12 protein-coding genes and 1 pseudogene are annotated in these 16,142 nt (G+C 65.3%); 8 read left to right on the forward strand and 5 right to left on the reverse strand.

Features of this window, described 5'->3' with window-relative positions; genetic code table 11:
* Window positions 1-202: 202 nt before the first annotated feature.
* From GKZ92_RS06785 to GKZ92_RS06810, 6 genes are all read left to right on the forward strand, one after another.
* Window positions 203-1,672: a trypsin-like peptidase domain-containing protein gene (locus GKZ92_RS06785; RefSeq protein WP_075862811.1), complete on the forward strand. Its 1,470-nt coding sequence runs from the start codon at window positions 203-205 to the stop codon at window positions 1,670-1,672.
* Between the two features lie 90 nt (window positions 1,673-1,762).
* Entirely contained in the window at window positions 1,763-2,431 is a 669-nt protein-coding gene (locus GKZ92_RS06790; protein ID WP_075862812.1) for a MogA/MoaB family molybdenum cofactor biosynthesis protein, read from the forward strand.
* A gap of 692 nt (window positions 2,432-3,123) precedes the next feature.
* Entirely contained in the window at window positions 3,124-3,765 is a 642-nt protein-coding gene (locus GKZ92_RS06795) for an MspA family porin (RefSeq protein WP_155225132.1), read from the forward strand.
* 69 nt (window positions 3,766-3,834) lie between these two features.
* Window positions 3,835-4,521, forward strand: coding sequence for an MspA family porin (locus GKZ92_RS06800; protein WP_155225133.1), 687 nt, complete (start codon window positions 3,835-3,837; stop codon window positions 4,519-4,521).
* 587 nt (window positions 4,522-5,108) lie between these two features.
* The gene (locus tag GKZ92_RS06805) at window positions 5,109-6,416 is read left to right on the forward strand and encodes an ISL3 family transposase (RefSeq protein ID WP_006358292.1); all 1,308 of its coding nucleotides are present in this window, start codon (window positions 5,109-5,111) and stop codon (window positions 6,414-6,416) included.
* Window positions 6,417-7,127: 711 nt separating this feature from the next.
* Entirely contained in the window at window positions 7,128-7,745 is a 618-nt protein-coding gene (locus GKZ92_RS06810; RefSeq protein ID WP_155225134.1) for a hypothetical protein, read from the forward strand.
* A 770-nt stretch (window positions 7,746-8,515) separates the two neighbouring features.
* Here GKZ92_RS06810 and mscL read toward each other — a convergent pair.
* Together mscL and GKZ92_RS06820 are read right to left on the reverse strand one after the other, a co-directional pair.
* Entirely contained in the window at window positions 8,516-9,355 is an 840-nt protein-coding gene (mscL, locus tag GKZ92_RS06815; RefSeq protein WP_155225135.1) for a large conductance mechanosensitive channel protein MscL, read from the reverse strand.
* 154 nt (window positions 9,356-9,509) lie between these two features.
* The gene (locus GKZ92_RS06820; protein WP_155225136.1) at window positions 9,510-10,181 is read right to left on the reverse strand and encodes an SAF domain-containing protein; all 672 of its coding nucleotides are present in this window, start codon (window positions 10,179-10,181) and stop codon (window positions 9,510-9,512) included.
* Between the two features lie 228 nt (window positions 10,182-10,409).
* Between GKZ92_RS06820 and nhaA the strand changes: the two genes are divergently transcribed.
* The gene (nhaA, locus tag GKZ92_RS06825) at window positions 10,410-11,699 is read left to right on the forward strand and encodes a Na+/H+ antiporter NhaA (RefSeq protein WP_230461916.1); all 1,290 of its coding nucleotides are present in this window, start codon (window positions 10,410-10,412) and stop codon (window positions 11,697-11,699) included.
* A gap of 306 nt (window positions 11,700-12,005) precedes the next feature.
* Here nhaA and GKZ92_RS06830 read toward each other — a convergent pair.
* Window positions 12,006-13,098: pseudogene (locus GKZ92_RS06830) on the reverse strand (IS110 family transposase).
* A gap of 128 nt (window positions 13,099-13,226) precedes the next feature.
* On the reverse strand, window positions 13,227-14,798 hold the full coding sequence (locus tag GKZ92_RS06835; RefSeq protein ID WP_155225137.1) for an alanine/glycine:cation symporter family protein: 1,572 nt from the start codon (window positions 14,796-14,798) through the stop codon (window positions 13,227-13,229).
* 239 nt (window positions 14,799-15,037) lie between these two features.
* On the opposite strand from GKZ92_RS06835, the gene GKZ92_RS06840 reads away from it, so the two are divergent.
* The gene (locus GKZ92_RS06840; protein WP_155225138.1) at window positions 15,038-15,355 is read left to right on the forward strand and encodes an FmdB family zinc ribbon protein; all 318 of its coding nucleotides are present in this window, start codon (window positions 15,038-15,040) and stop codon (window positions 15,353-15,355) included.
* A 101-nt stretch (window positions 15,356-15,456) separates the two neighbouring features.
* Here GKZ92_RS06840 and GKZ92_RS06845 read toward each other — a convergent pair whose 3' ends face one another.
* Window positions 15,457-16,035, reverse strand: a complete 579-nt coding sequence (locus GKZ92_RS06845; protein ID WP_196222034.1) for a 5-formyltetrahydrofolate cyclo-ligase — start codon at window positions 16,033-16,035, stop codon at window positions 15,457-15,459.
* Window positions 16,036-16,142: the final 107 nt, after the last annotated feature.

Raw genomic sequence — 16,142 nt, forward strand, 5'->3', positions numbered from 1 at the left:
CGACGGCCGTCGTCCACATCATCGACAGCCGAGTGGTTACCCGGTGTGACCTGGTCATCGATCCCATAGGGTTGACCGAAGGCGTTGTTCGGGTACGCCGGTCGAGTGGTTTGACCGATGACCCCGACCGAACCGACCCGGCAGCAGCCGGTGGCGACCACAGCCGGCACTGTGCCGGTCAGACGACGAGGAAGAGACGAAGATGACGACTGGCGGTTCGCAGGGTGGCGGTCCGTACGGGGGTGGCCAGCACGGTCAGCACGAGGCCGGCCCGTTTACCGGGGGCGGCGCTCCCTCCACACCCCCGGGCTCCGAGTCACCGACGCAGTCCCATGGCGGCCACGGCTACCCGGGTCCGGCCTCCGGAGCATTCCCCGCGCAGGGCGGTCGACCCGGCTACGGGGGAAACAACGCACCCACGTCTGTCTACGGCAACCCCGGGACCAGCCCGTTTCCCCCACAGGCCTCGTATGGCGGGCCCGGCGGCGGTGCCTACTCGCAGTCCGCGTTCGGCGGGTCGGGGGGCAACCCGCCGCCCCGGACTCCGAAGAACAAGGGCGGCGGACGCCTGGCCGCACTCGGCGCCGGTGCGCTGGTGGTCGCTCTCGTCGCCGGTGGTGCCGGCGGTGCGATCGGTTACACCCTGGCCGACGGTTCCAACGGGTCGTCGAGCAGCACGAGCAGCGGTCCGCTCGGCGGCGACCCCGGGGCGAATGGGAACACCGCGCCCGTCGAGGCGCCGGCCGGATCGGTCCAGGAGGTGGCGGCCCGTGTACTGCCATCGGTGGTCTCCATCGAGGTCGCCTCGGGTGGCGCGCTGGGCTCGGGATCGGGTGTCGTCCTGACCGAGGACGGCGTCATCATGACCAACAACCACGTCGTCAGCGCCGGGGACAACGGCCCCGCGGCCAAGGTCGGGGTCAACTTCTCGGACGGTTCACGGGCGCAGGCCCGGGTCCTGGGCGCCGATCCGATCTCCGACATCGCGGTCATCAAGGTCGACCGGAACGATCTGACCCCGGTCACGGTGGGCAACTCGAACAACCTCGCGGTCGGGCAGGACGTCATCGCCATCGGTTCGCCGCTCGGACTCGCCGGAACGGTCACCACGGGCATCATCAGCGCGCTCAACCGACCTGTCCTGACCTCCCGCGATCCGGGCACCAACACCACCTCGGTGATCGATGCCATCCAGACCGACGCCGCGATCAATCCCGGCAACTCGGGCGGTGCGCTGGTGAACGCCAGGGGAGCACTGATCGGTATCAACACCGCCATCGCCACCCTCGGTGGAGGCGAGCAGCAGGCCGGTGGCAGCATCGGACTCGGGTTCGCGATCCCCATCGACCAGGCGATCCGCGTGGCCAAGCAGCTCGAGTCCACGGGCAAGGCCAGCCACGCCAACATCGGTGTGTCCGTGCGCCCGAGCGGTGACTCCGACGCGCCCGGCGCCGTCGTCACCGATGTGACCCCGGGCGGACCTGCGGCGGGCGCGGGCATCCCGAAGGACGCGGTCATCACCAAGGTCGACGACCGTCCGATCCCGTCGGGCGACGCACTCGTGGCGGCCATCCGGTCGCATGCGCCGGGGGACACGGTCACGGTGACCTACACAGACGGCGCGAACACCAAGACCGCACAGGTCAAGTTGGGCACGCTCGAGGTGAAGTGACACGCGGCGCCACCGCCCGACCACACACAACTACACAGCCCCGCACGACCGTCCAGCGGACGGTCAGAGACGAGAGAGAAAGGGCCTGCCATGTCTGATGCCGGATCCCCCGTTCCCGGAAACACCGCCATCTCCGGCGACACCGTCGAGGAGGGACAGTCCCTGGACGTCCGTCTCGCGGGTGATCCGGGTCAGGTCGATCCGGCCGATGTCGTGGCCGCCGACGCCGCGGCGCGGGAGTTCGTCGCGCGTCACGAGCAGGCCGCGCATCGCCCGCCGGGCGAGGAGATCGGCCGGGCTCTCGTCGTCGTCGTCGACGACGAGGCCGCGCACGGTGAGGACCAGCGTCTGCTCGGGCCTCTCGTCAGCGAACTGCTCGCCGAGGCAGGATTCCACGTCGACGCCGCCGTTGTTGTTCCCGGCGACGAGGTGGAGATCCGGAACGCTCTGAACACCGCGGTGATCGGTGGTGTCGACCTGGTGGTTTCGGTGGGCGGTGTGGGCGTCGGCGCCCGCGACGTGACCCCGGAGGCCACCGAACCGCTGCTCGACCGCCGGCTGCGCGGCATCGAGGAGGCGATCCGTAGTTCCGGGCTCGCCGCCGGGGCGACCGACGGTGGACTTTCGCGCGGGCTGGCCGGAATCTCCGGGCAGACCCTGGTCGTCAATATCGCCGATTCCCGCGCCGCGGTGCGCGACGGAATGGCGACGGCCGCCCCTCTCGCGAAGTATGTGATCGAGTCCATCAGCGAGTTCTGAGCGCGCCACCGCTGCGTGTGGCGGGGACCACGAGCAGCGCTGGAGATCTCGGGTCCGACAGGACGATCGACCGACCGGAAATAGGACTTCCCTGCGATGACGGGTGACCGCGGCAACCCCGAAAACCGACCGGTGAGCAGCAGCGATGACGCTGCTGCTCATCGTGCTGCCCGTCGCGCGAAGCTTGATTCGGTGTTCGGGGACGACCTCCCGGACATCACGAGTGACGCGTGTGGCGAAGATCACAAAGGTCACTCTCAGGATTGGTTCGAGGCCCAGCGGCCGCCCCATTACGAGTGAAATGCGACCAGCTGTACATAGCCGCATCAGCGTGTTTATCTACCGTTAACTTTCGTCCGTCGATAGATCACGTATTCACTATTTGCGATGGTGCGTATCCGGTTTGTGACACGGCCGAGTCCAGCTGTTGCCCGTTCTGAGACCCCTCCGATAACGTTCGCCTCGACAACGCTCGGTCCCCTGTGAACGGGGCTTGAGCAGCGTCCTGCGATCTGTCGCGAGTGACAACGCAGCAGTGACCAGGAATTCGATGGATCCTTAACGCAAGCCAAGTCCTGCGTGTGAGCAGACTGAGCATTACTGTGTGGAACACCATCGAACGTCGAGGGTCATGACTTGCGGATGTGAACACATTCCGCGGGGTAACAGCCGAATCCTGTGAGAGGGAACGAATGAGCAAGTTCAGCAAGCTTGGGCTGCGCCGCGCCGCGGGCGCCGTCGCGATCGCCTCGGCCGCGGTCGTGGGCCTGGCCGGCATGGGCGCCGGTGATGCGGCGGCAGCCGGTCTGCCGAATGGATACAAGAAGGCGTCGGGCATCGACGGCGAGTCGATCCAGACCTGGCGCACGGGCGAGAGCGCTTACCCGATCACCACCGTGGCGAACAATCCGACGTCCCGTGGGTTCGTGATATCAGGCACCTACACCGCGAAAGCTTCCGAAGGAGTCGGCGGCAAGCTCGCTGTGAAGTACATCATCGGCTGTCAGGTCGACGTCAGTGGGTTCACTCTGGGCCTCGACGGCGCGATCAGCCTCTCGGCTGCAACACTTTCGGGTTCCTTCGGCCTTCCGCTTGCGCCCGGGCAGGTTGCCGTCGTCGACATCACGGACAAGGACCTGTCGGACAAGGGAATCGCAGCCGTCCAGCTGTCCCAGCTCTCGTTCACCCTTCCCGGTTGCGGTGGCTTCGCTTCGGCCCGTTCCGCGGTCAAGGTCATCGGCGCCAAGGGTTACGACACCGCGGACGGCAAGCTGAGCGGCGAGGGAACCCTCATCCAGTCGACCCTGTACGGAAAGCCCTTCAGTATCAACTGACCGGCGCAGATAACTAGCACTACCTGACTTACCTGCTCTGAGCAGATTGATATTCCACGAAGGGGAATCATGAAGAAGAACATCACGCGTCGCGTGGTTGCAGCAGCCGGCATCGCCGGTGCTGTCGCGATGGGCCTGACCAGTTTGGGTGCCGGCGGAGCCACCGCAGGCCCGCTGCCCGGCGGCACGATCACGAAGAAGCTCGTCGACGGAACGCCGGTCACGATCCAGCTGTTCGACGAGTACGCCAACGTCCAGCGTGCGGTCAGCAATGTGCCGACCTCTCGTGAGGTGTGGGGATCCGGAAAGGTTCGGGTCACCGTCGGCGGCAAGGCCGAGGGCGGATCGATCAAGGTCGGCTGGGAGGTCGGTTGCCAGATCGACTTCAAGGAAGGTGGCGCCTCGGTTCCGGGTGTCAGTGGCGGACTTGACTACTCAGACCCGTCGAACATCACCGCGGGCGCCGGCCTGACCGGTGATTCGGTTGGCGGCAACGTCGAGATCGGCCCGGGACAGGTGAGCCGGTACTGGCTCATCAACGAGACCTCCGGTTCTGACACCTCGTACAGCGACTACAACCTGAACTCCTTCACCTTCAAGGGCACCAAGGGCGGCGTGGTGTACAGCCAGGAACAGTTCAAGGTTGATGGCTGCATCGGATACGCAGCGGCTCGCTCCATCGTCCAGGTCACGGTCAGCACCGACTCCGTGAAGGGCGTTGTCATGCTCAATGGCAAGCCGTTCAGCCTCGGCTGATAGGCACGCTGACCCCAGCATCACCGCGGGGCGGGAATCCACAGTGGATTCCCGCCCCGCGGTGATTCGGCTGTCGCTGCCCGCCGAGTTCTGTGTGCCTCACCGCCGAATGCGGAGCTTGGCTTCAAGTGCTTCTTGTCACGCGGCGTCGGGCATGGTACCCGGCGCGAATCGCACTGAAATCCCAGAATTCGGTCGTCCAAAATCCAGGGGCCGTACTTGTCGGCTGGGTCGGCGTCGTCCGCAGCGTTGTTGCTCCGCGGATCGCAACTAAGCAGCGTTGTTGCTCCGCGGATCGCAACTGATGCGTTGGTTTAGATTCGCAATTTCGGTTGGCGAACAGGATAGGTAGTGAATGATCACCAAATCATGAATGAGGATGTCGAATAGCGGAAAGTTGAGTGGTTGCGCGGCGGATTTCGGCGCCGACTATAGTGGCTCTTCCTGATTGACGGTGCGTAGAACGGGTTCTACCGGGCACAAGATGTAGGTCGGGTTCGGCGGCGGCGAGCCGGGGATGCGGGCGGGTCCTGTGGTGTGAAGATGAAAGCCCCTACACCTCATCACTCACACCGACAGGACCCTCGTTGCAGCGTAGCGCCATTGCCGACACGATTTGCCGCACGATCGAACTCGGGGTGACGATCACCGATGCCGCTCTCGACGGCGAGGATCGCACACACCTGTTCTGCGAGGTCTTGGCCCCGAAGAGTAGCTGCCCGAGGTGCGAGCGGGCGGGTCGGTTGCGTGATCATGTCGATCGTGAGGTGGCAGATCTACCGATCGTGGGCCATCCGACCCGGTTGCATCTGAGGGTGCCGCGCTACGCCTGCGAGAACGGCGCGTGTGGTCAGGGCATCTTTCGCGCCGACATCTCGGCGATCGTCGCGCCGCGCGCGGCGGTGACGCGCCGCACGATCGCGTGGATTCTTCGGCGGATGATTCTGGACAAGATGAGCGTCTCTGCGGTCGCCGCGTCGGTCGGGTTGGGCTGGAACACCGTGAATGCCCTCGCGTTGCAGGCGGCGCGTACGGTGGCTTCGGCGCCTGGCCGACTCGACGGTGTCAGGGTTCTCGGTGTTGATGAGCACAAGTGGAAACATGTTCGCGGCAATGGTGATTCGAGTTTCGTGACCGTGCTGGTCGACCTCACACCGATTGTGGATGGGACCGGGTCGGCGCGCTTGCTGGATATGGTGGGCGGCCGGTCCAAAGCGGCGTTGAAGGACTGGCTCGATGCCCGCGATGACTCCTTTCGGGACCGGATCCGGGTGGTCACCATGGACGGATTCACCGGGTATCGCACCGCGACCGCCGAGGCATTGGATAAGGCGCGGGCGGTGATGGACCCGTTCCACGTGGTCCATCTGGCCGCCGAGAAGCTCACAGTGTGTCGTCAACGCGTGCAACACGATACGTGTGGGCACCGCGGCCGCACGGGTGATCCGCTCTACGGTATCCGCCGACCACTGCTGACCCGGATCGCGTTGCTGACAGACAAGCAGAAGGCCCGGCTACGTAGCGGGTTGGAGGCTCACGAGGAGCACGTGGCCGTCTCGGTCACCTACGCGATCTACCAAGAGCTGATCAACGCCTACGGCCAGGAGAACAAGCGTGACGGCAAGATCGCGATGTACAAGCTGCTCAAACGGATTCATACCGGCGTTCCGTCCGGGCTGGCAGAGTTGGCCCAACTCGGCCGATCATTATGGGCGCGGCGTGCCGAGATCTTGGCCTACTTCGACACCGGCGCCTCCAACGGACCCGTCGAAGCGATCAACGGCCGCCTGGAACACCTCCGCGGGATCGCGTTGGGCTTCCGCAACCTCAACCACTACATCTTGCGGTCACTCATCCACTCCGGCGGCCTCGCACAACACCTCGACGCACTCTGAATCAGGAAGAGCCACTATAGTGCTTCGGCGCGGGGACAACGTGGAAACAAAGACCGCCTCCTGGCAGGGCCAGAAGGCGGTCCGCAAGCTCGATGAACCTAGGTGGTGGTTTCCGGCTCTGATTCCGCGGATCCGCTCTGCAGTTCCTTCAAGAGCTCGGAGATGTTGATTTCGATTCCGGTGGCCATGTGGTCTCCTTCAGTGGTGTGAAACGTGCCGGGTGCCCTGAGGGCGGTGCTTCTAGTCCTCGGGATCGATCGGAACCCCATCGCTGTCAAGGGAACCCGTCAGGAGGTCCTTGATGGCGTCTTCGATCCCGCCGCCGACAACTTCGCCCATGAAAATCTCCTTTGTCGTAGTGATCGTCGTGTAACTCTTCGTCGGCGGTCCCCGCCGACGGTTCTTAATCGTCTGTTGGTGCGGTGTCGCCTTCAGCGGACCCGGTTACCAATTCCTCGATGTACAAGCGGATCCAAGAAATACTGATCGCGTCGGACACGTGAATCTCCTATCGTCATTACCGCTTCGTGGGTCAAGTACAGTCGCCCGTCCTGAGGCGGCCTCGGGCCCGACAATACCGCACAACATCCCGGCTGTCGTGGTCAGCGAATGCTGAATTTTCGGTGACGAATAGCTTGCAAGGGATCGACCAGGAACTCGGCGGTATTCCGAGCCGTGTCGTCGCGACGGGTCTTGATGTGTTGATATGGATTGGTGACCCATCACGACCCAGGCAACCGAGTGCGTCGCAAACTTTGTGCCTCCGACCGGGACGCCGCGCTCGACTTGCTGGAGAATGGCTTGCGTGAAGTGCCCGTCTATCGATGGTTGATCGGTGACGAAGCTCCTGTCGACGCGTATCGATGGTATGGCGAAGTGCTGTTCGTGGAGTGCATCAACGGTATCGAGGGCATCTTCGACGGCGCGGGTGGATTGATTGCCCTGATAGCCGTTTCCGGGTCGCCAGACGAGGCTGGGCGGATCGACGACGACCTGAAGAGCCGTACCCGCCGGTGGGTCCGAGCGATCGACGGTTTCGCGGATCGTTTCCAAGAGTTGCAGAGTAAGGCCGATGAAACAAAGGTCGCGGGCGACGCCGTTCGGGTGATCTTCGCGCTGGTGCACCCGGATCATCGTGGTGGTGGGACGCTCGCCGAGCTGGTGGACCCGGTGGTTGAGCGCGCTCGACGGCTCGGCTTGCCCGTAACGGCGAGCACGTCCGACCCGCGATTGTCTGAGCTGTATGCGCTCAAGTGGAACTGCTTGGTGCGCAAGGAGTTCAACCTGACAGATGGTCCAACGGTATGGGTTCAGCGCCGCGATATCTAGGCGTTTCAGGGGCGGTTCCGGTGACTACATGAGGACCGGGCACGCTGATCGCGGCGTGACTGGTCATCACGGTTGCGCGTCGTCGAAGTTGCGGCACGGAAGTTCCGTGGACCGCGATCTTGCTGCCAGGGCCGTCCTGACGCATCTCCGGTACAACGAGAAGAGGCCGCCGCGAAGCGTGGCTTCGCGGCGGCCGCCGAGGCAGCGCTCTATTCGGTGTCGGTGCTGTCCGAACCCGACTCGATTGCTCCCTGGACCAGCTCGACGATAGCGTCGGTGATCGCGCCCTGGATGATATCTGCCATTTCATGCCCTCCGTCATCGATGATCTGCAGGTGGACATTCCCCGACTGCAGTGTCCATGACCCTACGACATGTTAATGCCTGATAGCGAGTGGAACGCCGACAATTTTGAGTCGTGGAGGAAGATCTGGCGCCCGATGTGTCGAAGGCCACGACTTCGGCACCGAAAATGGCTGTGGCGCATCTGGTATGACGGTCGTCGCGAATCTAGCGGCGGATGAATTCGTTTAGGCGTCGCTTCAGCAAAGTTCATTGTTTACGAACATTTTGTCTGTAGTTCAGAGGGTTGCCAGTGGCGGTCTGAGGTCGGTTCTCGCTGAGGGGCTTGCGCGTCACCGAGCAGAAACGGTCGCTCGTCCTGCTGGGAGGTGTGCCGAGAACAGCGTCGAGCCCCTGCCGCGACCTGCGGCAGGGGCTCGACGTCCGATGAGCGGCGCGCGCCGGCCGGCGCCTGACGACGACGCGGCTCAGCGCGAATGGCGTCCCGGGGCGTCCGGACCGTCACCGGGGAACTGCTCACCGGGATACTGCTCGCCCGGATACTGCTGCTCGCCGGGGTACTGGGACCCGGGGGGCGGGTAATTGCCCGGGGGCGGGTAGTTCCCGGGCGGGGGGTAGTTACCCGGAGCCGGTTGCGGCGTCGGATAGGGCTGACCGCCCGGCCCCCCGGGGTGACCCTGCGACGGGTTGAACAGGGGCGACGATTGCGGTCCCGACTGCGGTGAACCCTGCTGGGGCGATCCCTGCTGGAACGGCTGGCCCGAGGACGGGGGAGTCGAGATACGTTGCGTGGTACCGGCGCCGGACGGCGACTCGTACGGCGCGAGGGGGCCCGACTGGGGTGCGTAGGGGTCGCCCGCAGGTGCGGACGGCTCGGCCAGATGCGGCGGCAGATCGCTCTCCGCCTCGGCCTTGGCCTTCGATGTTCCCTCCGGATCGAGCAGGTCGCGGATCTCGGTGAGCAGAGCCACCTCGGTGACCTCGGACTTCTTGCCGAATCCGCCCAGTTCCGCGAGCTTGTTGTAGGGCAGGATGATGATGAAGTACACCACTGCCGCGATGATCAGGAAGTTGATGACGGCGGTGATGACGCCGCCGAGGTCGACGAACGTCGAGGCGTTGTCGGTGATCTGGAAGCCGAGTCCCTGTGCGGCGTCGGAGCCGATCGGGATCGAGTTGATGATCGGCTGGACGATGCCGTCGGTGAACGCGGTCACGATGGCGGTGAAGGCCGCACCGATGATGACTGCGGTAGCCAGCTCGACGACGTTGCCCTTGAGTATGAAGTCCTTGAATCCCTTGAGCACGGTGTGCGGCCTCTCCTTGGTTATCCCGCTCTTGATCGGCGATTCGGTCTCGGTCGGTGCAAATCCGACATTTGCTGTGCGAACTCGTACTACACTATCCACGATCGTGAACAGAGCGATCCATTTGCCTTGAATCCTCCGGAGTGTCGCGCGTTCAGTGCAGGACGACCGCAAGCGAGGAATCCAGACCCGCGGCGGCCACTCGATGGGCAGCCGCCGCATTCATCGCCAGGAGAACCGGTGCCGCCGTGTTCCTACCGGAGGAGATCCCGCCCGCCGCGGACTGGCCGGTGTGCATCGCGACGACGGCGCGTCGTGCGAGGACATCGGCGGAATCGGTCAGGACGTCGACCACATCCCCGGGCCGGAGCAGGGACGTGACCGCCTCGTCCGACAGTCGGACAGGTACGAGACGGGCGTCGTCGACTCCCGTCAGCTCGGCCGGGAGACGCGAGGACAACAACCGGGTGTCGGTGAGTATCTCCCCGGTCCGCACGCGACCGGTGACGGTTCGTCCGGTCGCGAGTGCGGGCTCGGTGATCGCCCCCTCGGGAACCGTGCTCCCCGTGACCAGCCGAGGGGCCAGGTCGCCGGCGTCGACCATATGCCCGGGCAGCAGTTCGCGGGCCGCGACCAGCACCTCGAACTCACCGTCGGCGCGCATCCCGGCCAGCCCGATGACGCCGGCCGCGACGATCAGCGCGGCGGCGACCAGCCGCCGAACCGCCAGGCCGCGCGTCCAGCCGGGACGGATTGCCTGGGCACACCGGTCGCGGAGGCGTGGGCCGAGCCGGTCGCGCGATAGCGATATCCGAGTCAGTGGCATGACCGGGACGTTAGGTCCGTCGTCCCCGGGCAGACGGCGGCGCGGACGTGTTGTGGACAGTCATGAGGCTCGGCGTCGCGCTGTGCACAATCGGCTGCCAGGTCTGTCCTCCGCTAGGGTGACGTCGGAAACAGATCATGGTGTGCCGGGAAGTCTGGTCGGCCGTCGCCCGGTGCCGGGTGGCGTCAGAAGAGGGCGTGTGCGTGCGCCGAGGACAGAGGAGCTCCCATGGGCGGTCATCCACCAACCGACCAGCCACCGACCGTCACCGCCTCCGAGGCGGCAGACCCCACCCGGCGGAACCGACTGAGGCAGTGGGCCGCACTCGACACCACCAGTGGCGTGCTGCTTCTCATCACCGCCGCCATCGCCGTCGTCTGGGCCAATTCGCCCTGGCGAGAGAGCTATTCGTCGCTGCTGCACACCGAGGTCGGCCCCGACTTCATGCAACTGGATCTGTCGCTGGCGCACTGGGCGTCGGACGGACTGCTGGCGATCTTCTTCTTCGTCGTCGGTGTGGAACTCAAACACGAGTTCGTGGCCGGCAGCCTCCGCGACCTCAAGCTCGCCGGGGTGCCGATCGCAGCAGCAGTGGGCGGCATGGTCACCCCTGCACTCTTCTACGTGGTCGTGGTCGCACTCGGCGACCCCGAAGCCCTACGCGGATGGGCCATCCCGACCGCCACCGACATCGCCTTCGCGCTCGCCGTGCTCGCCATCTTCGGTCGTGGCCTCCCGATGCCGTTGCGGACGTTCCTGCTCACGCTGGCCGTCGTCGACGACCTGCTCGGCATCGTGGTGATCGCGACCTTCTACACCGACGAGATCGACTTCGTCATGCTCGGCGGCGCACTTGTCACGGTCGCGGTGTTCGCGGTTCTGGTGCGCGGCTCGTGGCGGCTCTGGCCGCTGTTCATCCCGGTCGGCGTCGTCGCCTGGGCGCTGATGCACGCATCCGGCGTGCACGCCACCGTCGCGGGCGTCCTGCTCGGCTTCGTCGTACCCGCCGTCGCGATCCGCGGGGAGGAGATGCCGCGCACGGAACGGCTCGACGAGGCGGTGCGTCCGTACTCGGCGGCGATCGCGCTCCCGGTCTTCGCGTTCGCGGCCGCCGGCGTCACCGTGATCGGTGGCGAGGGATCGATCGTGCAGCCCGTGTCGAGCGGCATCGTGCTCGGACTCGTGGTCGGCAAACTCGTCGGCGTCCTGGGATCGACGTGGCTGATGACGAAGTTCACGCCCCTACGCCTTCCGGACGCCATCGGACTCCGTGACCTGCTGCCGATCGGCATGCTCACCGGCGTCGGATTCACCGTCGCCCTCCTCATCGCCGAACTCAGCTTCGAAGGAGGCTCCGATGACCACGCCGCGGCCGCCAAGGCGGCCATCCTCGCCGGTTCGGTCATCTCGGCGGCACTCGCCGCGGCGCTCCTGCGCTGGGATGCACGCCAGGCGCGCGACGCCGACATGAACCGCGATGACATCCCGGACATCAACCGGGATGTCATCGGCGGGTAGGTCTCGGGTCACTACAACTGATATGTAGAGAAGTTTGTCAAGTTCGCAGGGCGAGGTACCGCCGGGAAGCTATCCCGGCGGTACCTCTGTGCTTCATGAGCGATCTGTGTGGTGAGCGTGTCGTATCACGACGCGCGGTCAGACTGATATTCGCGGATTGGGTACCGCAGGACGGGGTTTCGGCTGGATCGCGACCGCGTGTCTAGGGTCGAGCGTCAACCCGTGACCGGGTTTGCTCATAGTTGTATCGCGGGTCGATCCACGCGCTGTCACCACCGATCGGCTCATAAAGCAGGCCAATTGCTGTCAGCAGTCCATCACGGCCAACGACCAGCACCAGCCGGCCAACTCACGCGCGATGGCGACGTTTGGCAATGACGGGGCGTTTCCGGCGGTCAAGGAAGTTCACCCACCGCTGATGGAGGCGACGGTTACCTTCATCGCCACGCACCCGAGCCGCTGCGGGAGCCTGTTCCCAGCGTTCCCGCATCACCGCACCGACGTGATAGCGCGCCCGATGGTGCCAGGCTGCTTCGACGAGCAATCGGCGGGCATGGGTGTTGCCGGTCTTGGTGATCGCCCCCTGCACCCGCGACATTCCTGAAGAATATTCGCTGGGAACCAACCCGACGAATGAGCCAATGCTGTTGCCGGTGAACCGATCCCAATCACCGATCTCCACGGTCAACGCGAACGCGGTCAGCGTGCTCACTCCACGCAGGCACGACATCCGCCGCTCGATCGGGGTGAACTCACTATCACCGGCCATCGCTACGATCGCCACGTCCAAACGGTCACGTCGAGCTTTCATCGTCAATACGTGTTCGTAATCGGCATCGAAGGCCACCCGTGTGGCCGCCCCGGTCAACGCCGACGCTGCGACTGTTCGCAACCACCGGTCATGCGCGCCGGTCCAGGCCGTCCCACCGTCATAGACCAGGCCGTGACGCAGCAACAGCTTCGATAACCGATGACGTGCCCGCATCAAATCACCCCGACAGTCCTCGCGGGCCCTGACCAGATCACGCGCGGCTTCCTGGGCGACAGTCGGGATGCACACCGAAGTGGTCTCGCCAAGCCGCAGCAACCTCGCCAGGTGAATCGAGTCGCGCACATCGGTCTTGACCCGGTCACCGACCGGACGCTGCAGCTTGCTCGGCGCAACCACCTCGCAGCGGATCCCTGCCGCGGTCAGGTCCCGGTACAGCCCGAAGCCGGTCGGACCGGCTTCATAGGCCACCGCGACAGGGCCTGGCAACGTCGCCAGCCATGATCTGACGTGCTCAAACGACGGCGTCAGCCGCGCCTGATGAAGCTCACTTGTTTGGCCGTCAAGAGCAGCCGCGACGATCGATCGTGCGTGCACATCGAGTCCTACACTCGTACGCTCTGTAAACACCGGGGCCTCCCACAAATGTCGGATAGGCCGGGCAGGCGCCTCCTGCTCGGTAACCCACGAGTCTTTGTGCGTGAGGCTCCGGCCCGCAACCCCCCCCCAACACACCATCGGGGAGTCACCCATACCGTCTAGACGTCGGGGTTCACGCCTCCCGCGCGCGTGATCGGCTCCTCCTCACGGAACCTGTCCTTGTGCTCGTAGGTCTCCCAGAAGGTCGCACCCACGATGCCGAGCGCAATCGGGTCGAAGATCGGGTCCTTGCCCTGCTTCTTCTGGCGCTCGTAGTCGCGCAGCGCCTTGAACGCGGGTTGCTGCAGGACCAGGATGCCGAGGATGTTGAGCCACGCCATCAGGCCGACGCCGATGTCGCCGAGGGTCCACGCGTCCTTCGCCGTCGACACCGCGCCGTAGGCGACAGAGAACAGGATGAGGGCCTGCAGGAGCATCGTCAGGTTGGAGCCGACGGTGCTGCGCAGCGGGTGGATGTAGACGGTCGCGGCCTTGCCGAGCAGGAACCGCAGGTTGGTCTCCGCCATGTAGTAGTAGGCGATGATCGTGGTCAGGCAGAAGAAGGCCAGCGAGATCGCCACGAACGTCGACCCCGCGCCGCTCCACACGCTGTCGAAACCCACCTGAACGTAGGTCGGGCCGACGTCGACGACATCGGGGAGCAGTCCGCCGTCGGACAGGACCGCGCCGTCGGCGCTCTCACCCTCGAAGACCCGGTATGCCCCGGTCGAGATGATGAGGAAGCCGGTGGCCGAACACACGAACAGCGTGTCGATGTAGACGGCGAAGGCCTGGACGAAGCCCTGCTTGGCGGGGTGGGAGACCTCGGCGGCGGCTGCCGCGTGCGGTCCGGTGCCCTGACCGGCCTCGTTCGAGTAGATACCGCGCTTGACGCCCCACATGATCGCCGCGCCGATGATCGAACCGAACACCGCGTCGGCGCCGAAGGCACTCGCGAAGATCAGTCGAAGCACATCGGGGATCTGCGACGCATTCGTGAAGACGACGACCAGGGCGAACAGGATGTAGAAGACCGCCATGAACGGCACGACGATCGACGCGAAGGTCGCGATGCGCTTGACGCCGCCGATGATGACGAAGGCGAGGATGATCACGATGCCGATGGCGACGGCCCAGTCCGCGATGCCCCAGGCCTGGCTCATCGCGACCGCCATCGAATTCGACTGGACGCTCGGCATGAGCAGGCCGCAGGCGAGAACTGTCACGGCCGCGAACAGCAGTCCGTAGATCTTGAAGAACGGGGCGGCCTTGGTGTGGGCGAAGGCCTGGCTGAAGTAGTACGCGGGTCCGCCGCGGTACTCGCCGGTGAGGCGGTCGCGGGTCTTGTAGATCTGGCCGAGCGTGCACTCCACGAAGGAGGTCGACGCGCCGAGGAAGGCCATCGCCCACATCCAGAACAGTGCGCCGGGGCCACCGAAGGCGATGGCGGTGGCGACGCCGGCGATGTTGCCGGTGCCGACGCGACCGGCCAGCGAGATCATCAGTGCCTGGAACGACGACACCCCGTCCGGCGAGCTCTCGCCGCGGATCATCACGCGGATCATCTCCGGGATCTGCCTGATCTGCATGAAGCGTGACCGGATGGAGAAGTACACGCCTGAGCCGAGGCACAGGTAGATCAGGGGATTGCTCCAGATCAGGCTGTTGAGGTCGTTGAGGAAGTCGGTCATCTCACTCCAGCGATAGGTCAGCAGCCCTGGTTGCTTCAGGCCATCGGAAGGTGACGGTAGTTTGGCAGGTGAACGACCGGGGTGTGGCCGCAGTGTGGAAAACACCTTGCCTGATGTCGCCCGAACTGTCCCATCGAGGGGGCATCGGCGTCGTCATCGGACCCGGCGTTAGCACTCGGAATGTGGGAGTGCCAAAATCGGTTACACTTGTCAGCGTTTACTGACTTTCGGAGGTTCAGGTGCCCACCTACTCGTATGCCTGCACGGAGTGCGACAACAAGTTCGACATCGTCCAGTCGTTCTCCGACGACGCGCTGACCGAATGCCCGCAGTGCACCGGTCGCCTGCGCAAGCTGTTCAACTCGGTCGGCATCGTGTTCAAGGGGAGCGGTTTCTACCGCACCGACTCGCGGTCGGGTTCGTCCTCTTCGGACACCGCGTCGTCCTCGTCGTCGGACAGCTCGTCGTCGAGCAGTTCCTCGGCCTCGTCGGATTCGTCGTCGTCGAGTTCGAGCAGCACCACCAAGAGCGACAGCAAGGCCGCGACTCCCGCCTGAGCGGGTCCGCACAACTGCACACCAGAACCTGGGCAGGAGCCCCTCCGGTACTTGCCGGACGCTCCGCCCGGGTTTTGTTGTCCCGGGCGGGGTGTCGAGGATCAGCTCAGTTGCAGAAACCCGCCGCCGGGGGTGAGGGCCCAGCCGACGGCGACGTCGTGATCTCCGGCGGGTAGGGAATCCACGAGCTCCTCGTCGTAGACGACGGCGACGAGTTCCGCGGACAGCCCGACGAGGGTGCGGTCGTAGTATCCGGCCCCCCGGCCCAGGCGGACGCCGGTCTTGTCGACGGACAGCGCGGGGATCAGGACCACCGACGCCGCGCGGATCGCGGATACGCCGAGACGGTCGTGCGTGGGTTCGAGCAGGCCCCAGCGCCCCGGGGCGAGAGAGGTGGGACCGGTGTAGCGCGCCCAGTCGAGCGGGGCGGGTTCGCCGGCGGGGACCACCGGAAGCAGCACCGTCACGCCGCGATCGAGTAGCGCGTCGAGCATCGCCGTGGAACCCGGCTCGTCGCCGACCGGTACATAGGCCGCGACCGTGACGTCGTACTCGAGCCGGAACGGGCAGGTGTGTATCCACTCGGCGAGGTCTTCGGCAGCCCGCTCGCGCGCGGCCGCCGACATGCCCGACCGGCGTTCCGCAGCATTCTCTCGCCGCTGGTCCTTCAGGGTTCGCACGACGCGACCGTCCTTCATGCCGTGGGTGGCTCGCCGACGCCCGAACTGTATCGGACGCAGGCCCCGGCGCGGGTGAGGTCTGAGTCACTCCTGTCCGTCCGGCCGCT

The organism is Gordonia sp. 135 (assembly GCF_009720185.1).
Lineage (GTDB): Bacteria > Actinomycetota > Actinomycetes > Mycobacteriales > Mycobacteriaceae > Gordonia > Gordonia alkanivorans.

Coding starts and splice junctions, on each gene's coding strand:
- GKZ92_RS06785 (WP_075862811.1), top strand. CDS start 203: ATGACGACTGGCGGTTCGCAGGGTGGCGGTCCGTACGGGGGTGGCCAG.
- GKZ92_RS06790 (WP_075862812.1), top strand. CDS start 1,763: ATGTCTGATGCCGGATCCCCCGTTCCCGGAAACACCGCCATCTCCGGC.
- GKZ92_RS06795 (WP_155225132.1), top strand. CDS start 3,124: ATGAGCAAGTTCAGCAAGCTTGGGCTGCGCCGCGCCGCGGGCGCCGTC.
- GKZ92_RS06800 (WP_155225133.1), top strand. CDS start 3,835: ATGAAGAAGAACATCACGCGTCGCGTGGTTGCAGCAGCCGGCATCGCC.
- GKZ92_RS06820 (WP_155225136.1), bottom strand. CDS start 10,181: ATGCCACTGACTCGGATATCGCTATCGCGCGACCGGCTCGGCCCACGC.
- nhaA (WP_230461916.1), top strand. CDS start 10,410: ATGGGCGGTCATCCACCAACCGACCAGCCACCGACCGTCACCGCCTCC.
- GKZ92_RS06835 (WP_155225137.1), bottom strand. CDS start 14,798: ATGACCGACTTCCTCAACGACCTCAACAGCCTGATCTGGAGCAATCCC.